The sequence below is a fragment of the Kitasatospora sp. NBC_00240 genome (assembly GCF_026342405.1).
In the GTDB taxonomy this organism is placed as follows: Bacteria; Actinomycetota; Actinomycetes; order Streptomycetales; family Streptomycetaceae; genus Kitasatospora.
In genome coordinates this window covers 8,108,228-8,127,868 of sequence record NZ_JAPEMU010000001.1, presented here as the reverse complement: position 1 = coordinate 8,127,868, position 19,641 = coordinate 8,108,228, and the positions used below count along the sequence as shown (strand labels likewise).

The following is a 19,641-nucleotide window of genomic DNA, read 5'->3' as shown; positions in this document are numbered from 1 at the left end:
TGACGTAGAAGGGGCTGTCCTTCCAGGCGATGTAGTCGCTGTCCTGCTCGCAGTGGAGGCTGGCGGGGATGACGCCGTGCCGCAGCGACTGGACGAGGGCGATCAGGCTGACCACGCCGGAGGCGGCCAGGGTGTGGCCGACGTTGGGCTTGGTCGAGGTCAGCGCGCAGGTGCCGGCCAGGCCGGTGTGCTCCTTGAAGACCTCGTTGAGGGCGTTGACCTCGACCGGGTCGCCGAGCCGGGTGCCGGTGCCGTGGGCGACGATGTGCCCGATGCGCCCGGCGTCGATCCGGTGCCGGCGGTGGACGCTGCGGTAGAGGTTCGCCTGTGCGGCGCCGTTCGGGGCGGTGATGCCGTTGGTCCGGCCGTCGTAGTTCATGCCGCTGCCACGGATGACGGCCACGATGTTGTCGCCGTCGGCCTCGGCCTGGGAGAGGCGCTTCAGGACGACGACCGCGACGGCCTCACCGAGCACCATGCCGTCCGCCCGGCTGTCGAAGGCGTGGCAGACGCCGCTCTCGGAGAGCATGCCGGCCTTGCTCGTCTCGGCGAACACCCGGGAGGTGGTCGCCAGGTTGACCCCGGCCACCACCGCGGCGTCGCACTCGCCGCTGCGCAGGCTCGCGCACGCCTGGTGGGCGGCGACCAGCCCCGAGGAGCAGGCGGTGTTGATGGCGAGGACGGGGCCGGAGAAGTCGAGCAGGTAGGCCAGCCGGGAGGCCATGATGGCCTCGTGCTGGGCCGTGATGCTGCCCTCGCCCTGGGTCAGGTGCAGGTAGTCGCCCTGCTCCGCGCCGACGAACATGCCGATCTGCCCGTCCCGGAGCCGGCGGTCGCCGTAGCCGGCGTCCTCCAGGGCGCGCCAGGCCTCCTGGAGCAGCAGCCGCTGGCGCGGGTCCATGGTCTGCGCCTCGCGCGGCGAGATCTCGAAGAAGCCGGGGTCGAACTCGGCGATGCCGGGGACGAATCCGACCCTGACCCGGTCGGGGTCCTGGGCCTGCGGGTCGCTCCAGTCGGCGCGGCGGTCCTCGGGAACGGGCGACAGCACGTCCCGGCCCTGTTCCAGGATGCTCCAGAACTCGTCCACCGAGCGGGCGGCGGGGAAGCGGCCGCTCATACCGATGACGGCGATCGCCTCCGGTCCGTCCTGGGCGCTGTGCGCCGGGGCCGGTGCGGGCCGGTCGGCGGGCTCGGCCGCGGCGGCCCCCACGTCCGTGGTGGTCGCGGCGGCCCCCACACCGGCGGTGGTCGCGGCGGGGTCCGCCGCCGCGGCGGCCGGGCGCCGGGACTGCGCCGAGTAGCGGGCGCGCAGGGCATCCTGCTGCTCCGTCACCAGGTGCCCCACGAGCCGCTGCGGGGTGGGGTGCGAGAAGAAGACCGAGGGCAGCACGTCGAAGCCGAAGTGCCGGCTCATCGCCCCGGCGAGCTTCGCCAGGTTGACGGAGTCGAATCCGAGGTGCGAAAGGTTCTCGTCGGCGTGAATCTGCTCGCGGGGTACCCGGAGCGTCTCACCGATCATCGTTTCCAGGTCCGACAGGACAAGGGCGTCGAGGTCCACGTGCTCCGATCCCGGGACAAGCGCGGTGTGCGCGGCGTTCATGGCAGGTGCGGCCTGGGCCGCGGGTGCAGCAGGTGCGGCGGGCGCCCGGTCCACCCCGAGCAACCGCCGGACGCGGTCGGGGTCCCCGGCCAGGACGAGGTGCTGGGTCCGGCCCTGCCCGAGCAGCCGTTCGAAGAGCGCGATGCCCTCCTCCCGGTCGAGCAGGCGCAGCCCGCTGGAGGCGAGGTACAGCTCGGCGCCCTGGGCGTCGGCGAAGCCCATGCCGCCCTCGCGCCACAGCGGCCAGTTGACGGCGACGGTCGCCCCGGAGAGCGCCCCCTGCCGTACCAGCTCGTCGCGGTGCCGGGCGTAGGCCGTCTGGAAGCGGTTGCCGACGGCGTAGTCGCAGCTGCCGAAGTCGCCGAGGACGGCCGAGGTGGACGAGAAGTAGCAGACGAAGTCGAGGGGTTCACCGGCGAGGACGTCGTCCAGAGCGAGGGTGCCGTCCACCTTGGGGGCGAGCCGGCCCAGGAACTCGCCGGCGTCGTTGGTGAGCAGGCTGCCCTGCCCGGCGACGCCGGCCGCGTGGACGACGCCGTCGATCGCCCCGAAGCGTTCGTGCGCCGCGCTCACGACGGCGCTCATGGCCTCCCGGTCGGCGGCGTCGGCCCGGCCGTACAGGACCTCGCCGCCGAGCGCCTCGATCCGGGCGATCAGCTGTTCCCGGCCGGCGTCGAGGGGCGAGCGGCCGGTCAGCACCAGGCGCGCGGAGCGGGTCCGGGCGAGGTGCTCGGCGAGGAGCAGGCCCAGGCCGCCGAGGCCCCCGGTGATCAGGTAGGTGCCGCGCTGCTCGAGCAGGTCCCGGCCGGCGCCGGGCGTGCTCGGCCGGACCCGGCCGACGTGGCGGACGCCGCCGCGGTACAGCACGCTGGTGGGCTCGGCGGTGGCCAGCTCGTCCCGGAGGCGGGCGAACCAGGCCCCGGGGGCCGTCCGGGCGCCGCTGTCCCGGCCGTCGCCGTCCCGGAGGTCCTCCAGGACGGCGGCGAACTCCACCCCGGGCAGGACCCGGCCGAGCGAGCTCCCGAAACCGAGCCACGACTCCAGGTACGCCTGCTCCGTGCCGTCGTGGAACTCCCCGGCCTGCAGGATCCGCCGCACCGTCGGCTTCGACGCCGCGACGGCCTGGAGGAGGCGGACGGTGGTGGTCCAGGCGGCCGGTCCGGCGCCGTCCTCGAGGGTCCACAGGTTGAGCACGGCGGCCGGCGGGCCGTAGCGCGCCCGGATCTCCTCGAAGGCGCGGACGCAGTCGCCCGCCTCCCGGGGGTCGACCTCGTAGGACTGCTCCGAGATCTTCCGGAACCCCTCGCCGCGGGCCACGAACACCAGCGTGGCCGCCGGGTCGAGGCGGTGCGCGGCGCGGGTGAGCTCGTCCTGGTCGCTCCGGTCGGTGCAGAGGCAGACGAGGGTCCGCGGCCCGGCGGGCGGCGGGGTGGGCAGCGCCTCGGGCTCCCAGGACTCCGCGAAGACCAGCACGTCGTCGGCCGGCACCTCGGGGGCCGCGCCGTCGGAGGCCTGGGCGGCGCCCGACCGCGCGGTGTCCGCCCGGGCCGTCCGTGCCCCGCCCGCCGACACCGCCGCGACGGTGCGCGAGGTGTCGATCCAGTGGCGGTCCCGGCCGAACGGGTAGGCGGGCAGCGCGATGCGCGCCGGCGCCTGCCCGTCGTACAGGCCGGCCCAGTCGACGGTGACGCCCCCGGCCCACAGTTCCAGCAGCTTGGCGAGGTGCCGGCCGGCGAGGGCCTCGTCCAGCCGCTCCTCGGCGGCGAGCCGCGCCAGGGCCTCGGAGTCCCCGCCGGCCCGGCCGCGGACCAGGCCCTCGGCCTCCGCGCCGGCGGCGAACGCCTTCAGCCGCGCGACCAGGGCCGGCATCGAGTCCACCACCAGGCCGAGCCGCTCCCGCATCGCCTCGCGCCCCACCTGGAGCGTCCGGGCGAGCGAGGGCAGGTCGGCGTCGGAGAGGCCCTTCGCCTCGATCCAGTCCGTCAGCCCGCGCACCTTCTCGGCCAGGCGGTCGGTGCTCCGGGCCGAGAGCAGCACCAGGACGGGCGCCCCGGGCGCGGCCACCGGCGCCGGCTGCGCCCGGTACTCCTCGACGACCAGGTGGGCGTTGGAGCCGCCGGCCCCGAAGGAGGAGATGCCCGCGATCCGGGGGAGCTCGCGCTCGGTCCCGTCGACCGTCACGACCGGCCGCCGCCAGTCGGCCAGGGTCTGCTGGACGGTGAAGGGCGTGTCGTCGAAGTCGATGTGCGGGTTGAGCTCGGCGGAGTGCAGCGAGGGGGCGAGCTTGCCGTGCCGCATCTGCAGCAGGACCTTGGTCAGGCCGGAGATGCCCGCCGCGCTCTCGCAGTGCCCGATGTTGCTCTTGACCGATCCGATCGCGCAGAACCGCTCGTCCGGGGTGTGCTGCCGGAACGCCTTGGTGAGGCCGGAGATCTCGATCGGGTCCCCGAGGGCGGTGCCGGTGCCGTGCGCCTCGATGTAGCTGACGGTGCGCGGGGCGACCCCGGCCTGCCGCCAGGCGTCGGTGATCGAGCGGGCCTGCGCCACCGGGCTGGGGACGGCGTAGCCGTTGGTGCGCCCGCCGTGGTTGACGGCGACGCCCCGGATCACGCCGTGTATTCGGTCGCCGTCCGCGACGGCCTTGGCCAGGGGCTTCAGCAGGACGGCGCCCACGCCCTCGCCCGGGACGTAGCCGTCGCCGCCCTTGCCGAAGCTCTCGCACCGGCCCTTGCTGGAGACGAACTTCCCCTGGCCGAGCATCAGGTACTTGTTGGGGTGCACCGACAGGTTCACGCCGCCGGCGAGCGCCAGCTCGCAGACGCCCGCCCGGATGCTCTGACAGGCGAGCTGGATGGCACTGAGCGAGGAGGAGCACATCGTGTCCACGCTCATGCTCGGGCCGCGGAAGTCGAAGTAGTAGGAGACCCGGTTGGCCACCGCCGAGGGGTTGCCGGAGACGGCCACCGGGCGGCCGAGGGCCTGCTCCTGGGCACCGTAGAGCTGGTACTCCTCGTACATCACGCCGACGTAGACGCCGATGTCGGGCACCTCGCCGCCGTCCGACGGCGTGTTGAGGCCGGCGGGGGTGTAGCCGGCGTCCTCCACGGTCTCGTAGGCGCACTGCAGGAAGAGCCGCTCCTGCGGGTCCATCAGCTCGGCCTCGGGGGGCGAGATGCGGAAGAACAGCGGGTCGAACTCGGCGACGCCGTCGACGAACCCGCCCCACTTGCTGTACGTCCTGCCCGGGGCGTCCTTGTCCGGGTCGAAGTAGGCGCTGTGGTCCCAGCGGTCGGCCGGGATCTCGGTGACGCTGTCCTTGCCGGCGGCCAGGTTGGCCCAGAACTCGTCCAGCGTACGGGCCTGCGGGTAGCGCCCGGCCAGGCCGATGATCGCGATGTCGAGCCCCCGCGACCCCTGCGGCCCCTGCGGCCCGGCGGGCTTCACCGGCTGCACCGGCTCGGCCGGACGGGCCGGCCCGTCCGCGCCGACCGGTGCCGGCGTCCCGAACCGGGTCGCCCACCGGCTGGACGCCAGCGGCTTGCGCGGCACCGCGCCGCCCGCGGCCCTGCCGGGCACGCCCGGGCGCGGCCGGGCGGACGGGCCCGGTACCGGCACGGGTGTCCCGCCGGCCGGGGTGTCGGCCGCCGTCCCGGCGGTGCCGAGGTGGCTCAGCAACGCCGGCCGGTGGGTGGCGAGGAGGTGCTGCGCCAGCCCGTGGAGGTCGCGGAACTCGAAGAACAGGGTCTTCGGCAGCGACCCGAGGACGGCTTCGAGCTCGGCCGTCATGGTCATCGCCATGACCGAGTCGATGCCGAAGCTCTCGAACGCCCGGTGGGCGTCGACCCGGCCGACCGGCACCTTGGTGACCTGCGCGAGCAGGTCCTTGAGGTACGCGGTCGCCTTCGCTTCGAGCGCGTCGTTGTCGTTGTGCGTCACGGATTCGTCCCGACGGCAGAGGTGACAGGGATGGTCTGGTGCGAGGCGGACGGGGCAGGGCTCTCAGGTGATCCGGACGGGGCAGGGTGCCCAGGTGATCCGGACGGACCGGCCGCGGTGACCATCACCTGACTGTGCGGGGAGTTGAGGATCCGGTGGAACGCCGCGACCCCCTCGGCCGTCCCCAGCGGGACGACGCCGTGGCGCGAGCGCAGCAGGGCCTCGGTCTCCGCCGTGACGCGCATGCCGCCCTCGGCCCAGAGCGGCCAGTTGACGGACTGGCTGCGGCCGGTGCGCACGCCGCGGGCGACGAGGTCCTGGCGGTACCCGGCGTACGCGTCGAGGAAGGCGTTGGCCGCCGCGTAGTCGACCTGCCCGACGTTCCCGGTGGCACCGGAGGTGGACGAGAAGGTGACGAAGAAGTCGAGCGGCAGGTCGCCGGTGGCGGCGTCGAGGTTCACCACGCCCGCCACCTTGGGTGCCAGCACCGCACGGAACTCCCCTTCCTGCTTGCGCAGGATGAAGTTGTCGTGCGTCACGCCGGCGCTGTGGACGACGCCGTCGATCCGGCCGCACCGCTCCAGCGTCCGCGCGACCAGCGCGTCGACGTCGGCGCGGCTCGCCGTGTCGGCCTGCTCGTAGTACGCGGCGCGGGCGCCGAGGGCCACCAGTTCGTCCAAGGCCCGGCGCTTGTCCGGGTCGGACGGGGAACGGCCGGTCAGGACCAGGGTGGCGTGCCCGCTCTGCGCGGCGATCTCCCGGGCGAGCACGAGGCCGAGCGCCCCGGCGCCGCCGGTGACCAGGTACACCCCGTCCTCCTTCCAGGGGAGCGCGGTGGGCGGCGCCGTGCTGTCCTCGGCCCAGACCTGCACCTCGCGCCGTCCGTCCCGGTAGCGCACGAGGACGTCCTCCGGGTGGGCGCGGTTCTCCAGGACCCGGCCGACGGCTGTCGCCGGGGTGTCGGCGGGGTCGAGCAGGAGCAGTTGTCCGCTGACGTTCGGGTTCTCCAGCGCGGCCGTGCGGAGCATCGCGACCAGGCCGGTGAGCGGCAGCGTGTCCGGGCCGCCGGCGAGCACCAGCTGGAGGTGGGCCTTGCCGGCCGTCCCGCGCACCTCGGACTTCAGCCGCTCCAGCAGCTGCACCCCGTAGCCGGCGTACCGGCCGTCGAGGGTGTCGTCCTGGTCGGTCAGGACGACGATCTCGCTGTCGTCGCTGCCGCGGAGCAGGTCCGCGGCCCCGGTCGGGCCGGCCAGCAGGACGGTGCGCCGGGCGCCGTCCACGGTGGAGGGTCCGGCCGACGCCGGCCTCGCCTGCCACCTGGGGTAGGAGAGTGCCGCTACGCCGGCGGGCCCCACGGGGTTGTCCGGTTCATGATGCAACGTCACTTGATGAGACGTTACATGATCACCCGTCGACTCCGGCATGGAAATCGGATCATGAGTTTTCGTCAGATCCAGGACCCTGAACGAGAGCCCCCCGATCCGCACCCGGACGCGACCGTGCTGGTCGGCGAGGTCCACGTCGAGCTTGCGGGTCGACGTGTCGCCGTCCCGGTGGTCCGCGCTCGGACGCACCCACGCCCACATCGCGTCCGTGCAGGCGTCCAGGACGAGGACGTCGTCCACCGCGAACGGCACGGCGAGCCCGGAGCCCTTCCCCGCCGCCCCCTCGGCGCCCGGCCGGCCGAGCACGCCGACGCAGGCCTGGAGGGCCGCGTCGAGCAGGCCCGGGTGCAAGGTGAAGTCGTCCACCGTGCCCCGGACCTCGTCCGGCAGCGCCAGCTCGGCCAGCGCCTCCTCGGGCCCGGTCCAGATGTGCCGGACGCCCCGGTGCGTGGGCCCGTACGCGATGCCGGCCGCCCGGTAGAGCTCGTAGCACTGGTCGGCGGTGAGCCCGGGGAGGTCGCAGGCGTCCCGCAGGGCGCCCAGGTCGAGCACGGTCTCCTCGACACCCTCCAGGAAGTAGACCGCCCCCTCGCTGTGCACCACGGGCTCGTCGCCGTCCGACGCACTGTAGGCGCGGAAGCGGATGTCGCCGTCGGCCTCCGGGTGGAGGCCGACGTGCAGTTCCTGCGGCCGGTCACCGACCCGCAACGGCTGCGCCAGCACGATGTTCCGCAGGCCCACCGGCGCGGACGGCTCGACGGCCGTACGGCAGGTCAGGCAGGCGGCGGCGACGGCCATCTCCAGGAACGCCGCGCCGGGCATCGTCCGGAAGCCCTGCACGACGTGGTCGCGCAGGAAGGACTCCTGGCCGGTGAAGACCGAGCTGAACCGCTGCTCCGCGAAGTCCGAGGTGTTGGCCTGCACCAGCGGGTGCAGCATGCCGGGCCCCTGCGGGGACCGCGACGCCAGCGCCACGACCGGCTCGGCGTCGAACGGGAAGCAGCGCTCACGGGCGAAGGGGTAGGTCGGCAGCGCGATCCGTCGGGGACTGCCGGCGCCGTGCAGCAGCCGCCAGTCCAACGGCACGCCGTTGGCCCACAGTTCGAGCAGCTTCTCGTACTTCCCCTTGTCGGCCCAGGCCGCGATCATCGCGTCGAGGTCGGCGTCGGGGGCGAACAGCGTCAGCACGGTGCTGTCGCGGGTCACCGTACTGCGGACGACCTCCTCGCCGCTCCCGCCGCCGTCGAGGAAGCCCTGCAGCTTCGCCGTCAGGTCGGGCACCGACCCGGCGAGGACGCCGAGCCGCTCCTCCATCGCCTCGCGGCCCACCTGCAAGGTGAACGCGACGTCGGCGAGGGCGGTCCCGGCGTGCTCCGGGCGCTCCAGCCAGTCCAGCAGGTTGCGGACCTGGGCCCGGAGCTGCTCCGCCGTCCTGGCCGAGAGCGGCACGACGGCGGGTGCGTCGGCCGGTGTCCCTGAGGGCAGGGACTCCTCAGGCAGGTGTTCGGCGGGCAGGTACTCCGCGATGACGATGTGGGCGTTGGAGCCCCCGGCGCCGAAGGAGGAGACGCCCGCGATCCGTGGCGCCGCCGCGCCCGTGCCGTCGGCCGGCCCGGGGCTCGGCCAGTCGGCCAGCTCCCGCTGCACGACGAACGGCGTCTGCGCGAAGTCGATGTGCGGGTTGAGCGTCCCCGCGTGCAGCGAGGGCGCGAGCTTGCGGTGCTGGAGCTGGAGCAGGACCTTGGTGATGCCGGCGATGCCGGCCGCGCTCTCGGCGTGCCCGATGTTGCTCTTCACCGAGCCGATCGCGCAGAACTGCCGCTCGTCGGTGTGCTCGCCGAACGCCTTCGCCAGCCCCGCGATCTCGATCGGGTCGCCCAGGGCCGTCCCCGTGCCGTGCGCCTCGATGTAGCCGACGGCGCGCGCGTCCACGCCCGCCGTCGCCAGCGCCCGGCCCACCACGTCGGTCTGGGCCTGCGGGTTCGGCACCGAGTACCCGTTGGTCTTGCCGCCATGGTTGACGGCCGTGCCCTTGATGACGCCGTAGATCCGGTCACCGTCCGCGACGGCCTTCGCCAGCGGCTTGAGCAGGACCGCGCCCACGCCCTCGCCCGGTACGTAGCCGTCGCCGCCCTCGCCGAAGCTCTCGCACCGGCCGTTGGTCGACGCGAACCTGCCCTGGCTGAGCAGCAGGTACTTGTTCGGGTGCAGCGAGAGGTTCACCCCGCCGGCGACCGCCACCTCGCAGTCGCCCCACTTCAGGCTCTGGCAGGCCAGGTGGACGGCCGACAGCGACGACGAGCACATGGTGTCGACGGTCATGCTCGGGCCCTGGAGGTTGAAGTAGTACGAGACCCGGTTCGCGACGGACGCCGGGTTGCCGGCCACCGCCAGCGGGTTGCCGCCGAGCTGTGCCTGGGCGCCGAGGAGCTGGTACTCCTCGTACATGACGCCGACGAAGACGCCCACCCGGCCGCCGAGCACGTTGCCGGTGCGGCGCTTGGCGGTGTCCCGGGTGTAGCCGGCGTCCTCCAGGGTGTCGTGGACGCACTGGAGGAAGAGCCGCTCCTGCGGGTCCATGATCTCCGCCTCGCGGGGGGAGATGTTGAAGAACATCGGGTCGAAGTCGTAGGCGCCGTCGAGGAAACCGCCCCACTTGCTGTACGTCGTGCCGGGCGTGTTCGGGTCGGGGTCGAAGACGGCGCCGACGTCCCAGCGCGAGGCGGGCACCTCGGTGACGCTGTCCCGGCCGGCGGCGAGGTTCTGCCAGAACTCGCGGACGTCGGCGGCCTGCGGGTAGCGCCCGGCCAGGCCGATGATCGCGACGTCGCCGCTGCCCGCGGCGGTGTCCCGGGCCGGGGCGGCCTCGGGCCGGGCTCCGGCGAGGGGGCGCCAGGCGCGCTCGCGGGCCGGAGCCGTCCGCTCCGGGGCCACCGGCCCGGCGGGGCCGGCCGACTGCGGGCGGGTGCCCGCCGCGGGGAGCAGTTCGCGCATCCGCTCCGGGTGGGTCTCCAGGAAATGCCGGGTCAGCGCCGCGATGGTCCGGTGCTCGAAGAACAGCGTCTTCGGCAGCGATCCGAAGACCGTCTCCAGCGTCCGCGTCAGGTCCATCGTCATGACGGAGTCGACGCCGTAGTCCTCCAGCGGCGCCTCGGCGTCGATCCTGGCTGCGGGCAGCTCGATCACCGACGCCAGGAGCTTCCTGAAGTACGCCTCGGCCTTCCGGGCGGTGCCCTCGTCCGGATCGGTCCCGTCCGGAGCCGCCACCGCTGCGGGCGCGGCGCTCACCACGGCGGCGGGGACAACGGCGGCGGTGGCGACGACCCGGTCGGCGAGCAGGTCCGCGAGCAGGGTCTCCCGCAGTCGCGGCCGGTCGCCCTCCAGCACCAGCACCTGGCTGTGGCCGGAGGCCAGCGCCTGGTGGAGGGCACGGACGCCGGTCCCGGTCCGCAGCGGGACGAGGCCGAAGCGCTCGCCCAACGACCGCTCGGTGCCCTCGTCGACGTGCATGCCTCCGTCGGCCCAGAGGGGCCAGCCGAGCGACACCGTCCGGCCCCGCCGCTCCCCCGCCGCCACCAGGGCGTTGCGGTGCAGCGCGTAGGCGTCCATGAAGGCGTTGGCGGCCGCGTAGTCGCACTGGCCGACGTTGCCGAGGGCGCCGGCGACGGAGGAGAAGGCGACCAGGAAGTCGAGGTCGTCCTCCCGGGTGGCCTCGTCCAGGTGGACCAGCCCGGCGACCTTCGGTGCCAGCACCCGGGCGAAGTCGCCCGCGTCCTTGCGCAGGATGAAGGCGTCCTTGATGAACCCGGCGCTGTGCAGGATGCCGTCGATCCGGCCGTGCGCCGCGCGGACCCTGGCGACGAGCGCCTCGACGTCGTCCCGCACGGCCGCGTCGGCCTGCTCGTAGACCGCCCGGGCGCCGAGCCCGGTCAGCTCCGCCAGGAGTGCGTCCTTCTGCGCGTCGCGCGGCGCCCGGCCGGCGAGGACGATCCGGGGCTCGCGCACCCCGGCGGCGATGTCCCGGGCGAAGACGGCGCCCAGCCCGCCGGCGCCACCCGTGATCAGGTAGACGCCGCCGTCCTTCCAGGCCGCCCCGACCGTCGGGCCGGCCGGCTCCTCCTCGCGCCACCGCAGGACCTCACGCGCGCCGCCGAGGTGGCGGACGGCGGTGTCGGCCGGCGCGGCACGGTCGGCGACGACGTACGCCGCCACCTGCTGCGGGCCGTCCTGCGGGTCGACCAGGACGAGCTGGCCCAGCACCTTCGGGTTCTCCAGCCGGGCCGTCTTCAGGACGGCGGCCAGCCCCGCCCACAGCGACGGCTCGCCGGCCGCCGGGGCGACCAGCTGGACGGGGACGCTCTGCTGCTTGCGCTCGCCCAGCACCTCCTGCACGGCGGCGAGGACGGTCAGCGCGTCCTCGGTGTAGCGGGCGCCCACGCCCGGCGCTGCGGAGTCCAGGCGCACCACGCGGGCCGTGCCCTGCGCCTCCAGCGCCGCCGCGACCTCGGGCAGCCCGGCGACCAGCACCAGGCCCGCCCCGCCCGCCCCGGGCGCGCCGGTACGGTCCACGCGCTCCGCGGGGACCCAGCACGGCGCGGCCAGCAACTCGCCGACGGCGGCGGTCCCGACGGGAGCCGGCGGCTCACCGGAGGCCGGCGCCGTGTAGGCGCGCAGGGAGACGCCCCTGAGCCGGACACGTACCCGGCCCTCCTCGTCGCAGAGGTCGATGTCGAGGCGGCGGACGGCGTCGCCCGGCCGGCCGCCGCCCTCGCGTACCCAGGCCCACATGGTGGAACTGCAGGGGCCGGCGATCTCCACCTCGTCGACCGCGAAGGGCAGCAGCAGCGGGCCGCCCTCGTCGGTCAGGGGCAGCAGGCCCGCGCACGCCTGGAGGGCCGAGTCCAGCAGGGCCGGGTGCAGGCCGTAGCTGTCCAAGGTCCCGCTCACCGCGGCCGGCAGCACGAGCCGGGCCAGCACCTGGCCCTCGCCGGTCCAGAGACGGTCGAGGCCGCGGTGGCCGGGGCCGTAGTCGATACCCCGGGCGCGGAACGCCTCGTAGGCCCGCTCCGCGTCCGACTCGGCTCCCCGACAGGCGGCTTGCAGCTTCGTCAGGTCGAGGACGGTGGCCTCGGCCGGGCCGTCCTCCGGCGCCACCCGGACGATCCCCTCACTGTGGATCACCGGTTGGGCCGCCGGGCCGTCCTCGTCGCCGGGGCCGAAGATCTCGAAGCCGACCTCGTCCGGGCCCTTGGGCAGCAGCCGGACCTGGACGGTCCTGGCCCGGCCCGCCACCGTGACAGGCCGCGCCCAGACGACGTTGCGGATCCGCAGGGCGCCGTGCGGCTCGTCCAGCGAGGCCGCCACGGCGGCGCGCGCCAGCTCCAGGCAGGCCGCGCCGGACAGCACCCGCTCGCCCTGGACCTGGTGGTCCTTCAGGAAGAACTCCTCGCCCGTGAAGACCGAGGTGAAGCGCTGCTCGTTGAGGCTGGAGGTGTTGGCGTGCAGCAGCGGGTGCAGCCGCCCCGCGCCGGTGGCCGGCTGCCGGCCGGCCCCGGCGGCCGGGGAGAGCCAGTAGCGCTCGCCCTGGAACGGGTAGGTCGGCATCGACACCCGGCGGGGTGCGGCGCCGTCCCGCAGCTTCTCCCAGTCGAGCACCAGGCCGGTGACCCAGAGCTCCAGCAGCTTGCCGTACGCGCCCTCGGCGGCCCAGGCGTCCAGGGCCGGCGCGAGGCCCTCGTCGGCGGTGAAGACGGCCAGTACCCCCTGCCGGCGCTCGACCCGCCCGCGGTACAGCTCGGCGACACCGGCCGCGCCGGCCAGGAACTCCCTGAGCCGGTCGCCGAGTTCGCCGGTCGTGCCGACCACCAGGCCGAGCCGCTCCTCGTACGCCTCCCGGCCGATCTGGAGGGTGTGCGCGAGGTCGGCGAGCGCGACACCCGCGCCCTCCCCCTCGGTCGTCCAGTGCAGCAGTTGCTCGGCCTGGTCCCGCAGGCCCTTCTCCGTCCGCGCGGAGAGCACGACGACGGCGGGCCGGTCGGCGGCGGGCCCGGCCCCGGCGGCCGGCACCGGGACGTACTCCTCGACGATGACGTGCGCGTTGGAGCCGCCCGCGCCGAAGGAGGAGATACCGGCGATCCGCGGCGTCTCGGCGCCGTCCGCGCCGACCGGGCGCTGCCAGGTCGACAGCTCGCGCTGCACGTAGAACGGGCTGTTCGCGAAGTCGATGTGCGGGTTGAGCACCTCGGAGTGCAGCGAAGGGGCGAGCTTGCCGTGCTTCAGCTGCAGCAGCACCTTGGTCAGCGCCGAGATGCCGGCCGCGCTCTCGGCGTGCCCGATGTTGCTCTTGACCGAGCCGATCGCGCAGAACTGCCGGTCGTCCGAGTACTCCCGGAACGCCTTGGTCAGGCCCGCCACCTCGATCGGGTCGCCCAGCGAGGTGCCGGTGCCGTGCGCCTCGACGTAGCTCACCGAGCGCGCGTCGACACCCGCCTCGCGCAGCGCGTGGCCGATGACGTTGTGCTGAGCGCGGGGGTTGGGGACGGAGTAGCCGTTGGTCCGGCCGCCGTGGTTGAGGGCCGTCCCCCGGATCACGCCATGGACGGTGTCGCCGTCCTCGACCGCCCTGGCGAGCGGCTTCAGCAGCACGGCGCCGACGCCCTCGCCGGGCACGTAGCCGTCGCCGCCCTCGCCGAAGCTCTCGCAGAGCCCCTTGCTGGACGCGTACTTGCCGGCCCCGAGCATCAGGTACTTGTTGGGGTGGAGCGACAGGTTGACGCCGCCCGCGACGGCGAGCTCGCACCCGCCGGTCTGCAGGCTCTGACAGGCCAGGTGCAGGGCGGTCAGCGAGGACGAGCACATGGTGTCGACGGCCAGGCTGGGGCCGTGCAGGTCGAAGACGTAGGAGATCCGGTTCGCGATGGACGAGGCGCTGCCGGAAAGCGTGACGTTGCGTCCCCTGGCCTGCTCCTGGGCGCCGTAGAGCTGGTACTCCTCGTACATCACGCCGACGAACACGCCGACGTTGCCGGCGAGTCCGCGCTCGCCGTAGCGGCTCAGCGCCTCGCGGGTGTAGCCGGCGTCCTCCAGCGTCTCGTGCACGCACTCCAGGAACAGCCGCTCCTGCGGGTCCATGAACGCGGCCTCGCGCGGCGAGATGTTGAAGAACAGCGGGTCGAAGTGGTCCGCCCGGTCCAGGAATCCGCCCCACTTGGTGTAGGTGCGGCCCGGCGCGTTCCGGTCCGGGTCGAAGTAGGCACTGTGGTCCCAGCGGTCGGCCGGGACCTCGGTGACGCAGTCCCTGCCCTCGGCCAGGTTGCGCCAGAACTCCCGGATGTTGCGGGCCTGCGGGTAGCGCCCGGCCAGGCCGACCACGGCGATCTCCAGGCCTCCGGCAGCCGGTTCGGTACGGGCGGCGGCGCGCCGTACGGTCCGCCCGCGGCGCGGGGCGGCGGGCCGGGCCGGGGCGGCGGGCTCCGAGGCGGCGGGGGCGACGGGCTCCGGGCCGGCCGGCCGGGCCGGGGCGGCGGGCTCCGGGTCGTCCGCGCCCAGGAGGGCGGCCAGCCGCTCCCCGTGGGCCTCCAGGAAGTACTCGGTGAGCGCGTGGATGCTCTGGTACTCGAAGAACAGGGTCTTGGGCAGCGAACCGAAGACCTGCTCCAGCTTGTTGGTCAGGTTCATCGTCATGATGGAGTCGATGCCGTAGTGCTCCAGGGCATCGTTCACGTCGATCCGGTCGGCCGGCAGGCGCAGCTGGGAGGCCAGCAGGCCGACCAGGTAGCGGCCGGCCCGCTCGGCCGGTGTGGCGGCGCCGGGCCGGGAGGGCGCCACCTGCCGGGCCGGGACGGTCCCGGTGCGTTCCACCGGGGCCGATGCCGGGGCCGGTGCCGGGGCCGGTGCCGCGTCCGCGTCGTAGGCCCGGGAGGTGAAGCCCCGGAGCCGGCAGCGGACGGCGCCGGCGTCGTCCAGGAGGTCGATGTCCAGCTTGCGGACCCCGAGGCCCGGCCGGTCGTCCGCGCTGTACCGGACCCAGGCCCACAGCTCCGGGCCGAGCGCCCCGAACACCTCCAACTCGTCCAAGGCGAACGGGAGATGGAGCGTCGTGCCGTCGGCCTGGCCGAACAGGCCGACGGAGGCCTGGAAGGCGGCGTCCAGCAGGCCCGGGTGCAGCACGAACGCGTCGAGCGTCCCCCGCGCCCCGGCGGGCAGCACCAGCCGCGCCAGCGCCTGGCCGTCGCCGATCGCGATGCTCTCGATGCTGCGGTGCGCCGGCCCGTAGTCGAGGCCCATCGCCGCGTACGTCCGGTAGCACTCCTCGGCGTCCAGTCGCGCGGCGGTGCAGGCGGCCAGCAGCGCCGCCACGTCCACCGGCCCGGCCGGTGCGCCGGCGGCGGGGACGGCCACGCCCTGGCTGTGCACGACGGGCTCGGCCGCACCGTCACCGGCGGACGCGTCGCCGTCCGGCAGGCTGGAGATCTCGAAGGCGACCGCCCCGCCCTCCTCGGCGTACAGCGTCGCCCGCACGTGCGCGGGCCGCCCGTCCACCGTGATGGGGCGGGCCCAGACCACGTTGCGCAGCGTCACGCCCTGCGGCCGGGCGTCGAGCGAGGCCTCCAGGGCCGCCCGTGCCATCTCCAGGTAGGCGGCGCCGGGCAGGACCTTCCGGCCCTGGACGACGTGGTCCGTCAGGAAGAACTCCTCGCCCGTGAACACCGAGCCGAACCGCTGGGCGTCCAGGCTGGAGGTGTTGGTGTGGACGAGCGGGTGCAGCCGGACGGCGCCGGGGACGGCGGCGCCGGGGGTCGTCAGGTCGCCCACCCAGTACCGCTCGCGGGCGAAGGGGTAGCCCGGCAGCGGGATCATCCGGGGGTGGCGCCCGCGGTGGAGCCGGCTCCAGTCGACGGCCAGGCCCTTGGCCCAGAGGTCGAGCAGCTTGTCGAACTTGCCCTTCTCGATCCACGCGTCGACGGTCGCCGCCATGTCCGGGTCGGTGGTGAGCACGGCCAGGGTGTCCCGGTGCTCCTTGACGCTGCCCAGGTGGAGGTCCTCGACCTCGTCGCCGGCGACGAACGCGGAGAGCTTGGCTGCGAGTTCGGCGGCGGAGGTGACCGGCACCGCGAGCCGCGTCTCCATCGCCTCGCGGCCGGACTGCAGGGTGTGGGCGAGGGCGTCGATGTCCGGGCCGGCCTCGTCCTGGCGGGCGAGCCAGTCCAGCAGGTCCTGGGCCCGCTCGCGCAGCCGCTCGCCGTCCTTGGCCGAGAGCACGATCAGCCGCGGCGTGCTCCCGGCGTCGGAGGAGGCGGCCTCGGGACCGCCGGCCTCGGAGTGGGCAGCCTCGGAGCGGGCGGGCTCGGGGCGGCGGTACTCCTCCACGACGACGTGCGCGTTGGAGCCGCCCGCGCCGAAGGAGGAGACGCCGGCGATCCGGGGCAGCTCCGCCGTCCCGTCGGAGCCGCCGGGGCGCTGCCAGTCGGCCAGCTCCTGCTGCAGGCGGAACGGCGTCCGGGCGAAGTCGATGTTGGGGTTGAGCTCCTGCGCGTGCAGGCTGGGCGCGAGCTGCCCGTGCCGCATCTGAAGGACGATCTTCAGCAGTCCGGCGATGCCGGCCGCCGCCTCCAGATGGCCGATGTTGCTCTTGGCCGAACCGACGGCGCAGTACTGCAGCGCGTCGGTGTCCTTCCCGAACGCCTGGGTGAGACCGTCGAGTTCGATCGGGTCGCCGAGTTCCGTCCCGGTGCCGTGCGCCTCCACGAAGCTGACCTGCCCGGCCGGGACCCCGGCGCGGTCCAGCGCCTCGCGCACCACCTCGGCCTGCGCGGCCGGATTGGGCACGGTGTAGCCGTTGGTCCGGCCGCCGTGGTTGATGCTGCTGCCGCGCAGCACCGCGTGGATGACGTCGCCGTCCCGCTCGGCGTCCGAGAGCCGCTTCAGCAGCACCACGGCCGCGCCCTCGCCGGGCACGAAGCCGTTGCCGCCGGCGCCGAAGCTCCGGCACTTCCCGTCGTGCGACAGCATCCGCTTGCCGGACATCAGGGTGTAGTTCGACGGGTGCAGGTAGAGGTTGACCCCGCCGGCGAACGCCAGGTCGCACTCGCCGCGCCGCAGGTGCTCCATCGCCTCGTGGACGGCGCTCAACGAGGACGAGCACATGGTGTCGACCGGCAGGCTCGGACCGCGGAGGTCGAGCAGGTACGACACCCGGTTGGCGACCGAGGCGAACGAGGTCAGCGGGTGCAGGTTCTCGTTCTGCTCCCGGAGCGCGGGCCCGTACAGGTCGAAGCCGGTCTTGGACACGCCGGCGAAGACACCGACCCGCCCGCCGTGCGCGTCGGCCAGGCGCCGGCGGGTGTAGCCGGCGTCCTCCAGCGCGTTCCAGGACTCCTGGAGGAACAGGCGTTCCTGCGGGTCCATGTTCATGGCTTCCTGCGGCGAGATACCGAAGAAGAGCGGGTCGAAGTCGGCGAAGCCGTCGAGGAAGCCGCCCCACTTGCTGTAGCTGCGGCCCAGCGCGACCGCCTCGTCGCGGTCCGGGTGGTAGAAGCCCTCCAGCTCCCAGCGGTCCGCGGGGATCTCGGTGACGCAGTCCCGCCCGGCGGCGAGGTTCTGCCAGTACTCGTCCAGGGTCCGTGCCTGCGGGAAGCGGCCGCTCATACCGACGACGGCGATGGCGTCGGCGGCGATCGAGCCGGCGGCGATCGAGCCGGCGGCGATCGAGCCGGCGGCGATCGAGCCGGCGGCGATCGAGCCGGCGGCGATCGAGCCGGCGGCGATCGAAGCGGTGGCGGCCGGGGTCTCGGCCGCGACGGCGGGGGCGCGGGTCGCGGCGGGCTGTGCGGCAACGGCGTCCGGGGCTGCCACGACGGCGGGCTTCTCAGCGACCGGGGCGACCGGGGCGGCGAGCCCGGTCCAGGTGAGGCACGTCCCCCGGTGGTCCCGCAGGAAGTAGCCCGCCAGGGCGTCCAGGGAGTTGAACTCGTAGAGGACCGTCTTCGGGAGGCCCGCGAAGGTCTCGGCGAACTTCCGGTTGAGCCGGGTGACCACGATGGAGTCGACCCCGAAACTCTCCAGCGGGGCCTCGGCGTCGATCTTCGCCGCCGGGAGGCCGATGACGCCGCCGAGCACCCGGCGGAGCTGCTGCACGACCCTGTCGCGCAGCAGCCCCTCGTCGACGGCCACCGCCGCCGGAGCGGAGGAGGACGGAGCGGCAGCGGGCCGAGCGGCCGACGGAGCGGCGGGCGTCACGGCCGGGGCGGGTTCCGACGACGGCTGCCCGAGCAGCGCCCGGCGGATGCGCACCCCGTCGCCCTCGACGGCCATCACCTGATGGTGCGCCAGGGCGAGGCTCTCGTGCAGCACACGCACGCCGGACCGGGTGCGCAGCGGGTGCATGCCCACCTGCTCCAGCAGCGCCCGCTCGGTCTCGGCGTCCGGGGCCATGCCGCCCTCGGCCCAGAGCGGCCAGTTGAGCGAGACGGTACGGCCCGAGCGCCGGCCCTCGGCGACCAGGCCGGTGCGGTGGAGGGCGAAGGCGTCCAGGAAGGCGTTGGCGGCCGCGTAGTCGGCCTGGCCGACGTTGCCGGTGACCGCCGCCGCGGAGGAGAACAGGGCGAAGAAGTCGAGCGGGTCGCCCTGGCTGGCGGCGTCGAGGTTGACCGTCCCGGCCACCTTGGGGGCCAGCACGGCGCGCAGGTCGTCCTCGCTCTTGCGCAGGACGAAGCCGTCCCGCAGGACGCCGGCGCTGTGGATGATGCCGTTGATCGCGCCGTGCTCCTGCCGCACCCCGGCCAGGAACGCCTGCACGCCCGCGGCGTCGGCGGCGTCGAGCGGGGTGTAGTGCACCTGCGCCTGCGGGCGCCGCAGCGACTCCAGCAGCCGCTGCCGGCCCGCGTCGAGCGGGGAGCGGCCGGTGAGGTGGACGGTGGCGCTGCGGACGGAGCGCAGCACGTCCCGGGCGAAGATCAGTCCGAGGCCGCCGAGGCCGCCGGTGATGACGTAGCTGCCGCCCTCCTTCCAGGGCAGCGCGGGCTGCTCCGGGGCCGGCAGTTCCTGCCAGGCCAGCACGGAGCGGCCCCCGTCGTGCAGCCGCACCGAGCGCTCGGCCGGGCGGTCCCGGCTCGCCAGGACCCGGGCGGCGGTGGCCGCGGCCGGCGCGGACGCGTCGACCAGGACGAGCTGGGGCACCAGCCGGGGGTTCTCCAGGGCCGCACTTCTCAGCAGGCCGAGCAGGCCGGCGCCGAGGGCGTCCTCGCCGTTCCCCGGACAGACGAGCTGCACGAGCGTCCGGGGCAGGGACGGGAGGGCGAGGAGCCGGCGGAGGGCGTCCAGCACCTGGGCCGCCAGGTCCGTGTAGCGCTCGGCGGTCCCGGTGGCGGAGCTCTCCAGGAGGCGCACCACGACCGTGGTGTCGGACTCCTGGAGGGCCGTCGCCAGTTCACGGGGGCCGGCGAGCAGCACGAGGTGGCCGGGCTCCCGTCCGGTCGCCGGGGTTCCGTCGGCCGGCTGCCAGACCGGGTGGAGTCGGACCAGTTCCGGGCCGTCCTCCACCGGGACGTCCTCCACCGGGCCGTCCTCCACCGGGACGTCCTGCTTCGGGACGTCCTGCTTCGGACCGGTGCCAGCCGGGGCGGCCTGCTCCTGGCGGCGGCGCAGGAACTCCTTGACGTACTCCTTGGAGACGCGCTCGGCCTTGAGGTCCAGCAGCAGCTGTTCGAGTTGCGTATCCAT

The 19,641-nt window shown here is 74.5% G+C and carries 2 protein-coding genes (1 of these 2 running past the window's edge); both read right to left on the bottom strand.

From position 1 onward, the window contains the following. On the bottom strand, positions 1-5,536 hold the 5' portion of the coding sequence (locus OG689_RS44915) for an SDR family NAD(P)-dependent oxidoreductase (protein WP_323189351.1). 3,146 nt of this gene lie to the left of the window's left edge; only the first 5,536 of its 8,682 coding nucleotides appear in the window; the start codon lies at positions 5,534-5,536; the stop codon falls past the left edge of the window. Further along, positions 5,533-19,641, bottom strand: a complete 14,109-nt coding sequence (locus OG689_RS34700; RefSeq protein WP_266324970.1) for an SDR family NAD(P)-dependent oxidoreductase — start codon at positions 19,639-19,641, stop codon at positions 5,533-5,535. Before OG689_RS34700 ends, OG689_RS44915 begins: the two co-directional genes overlap by 4 nt.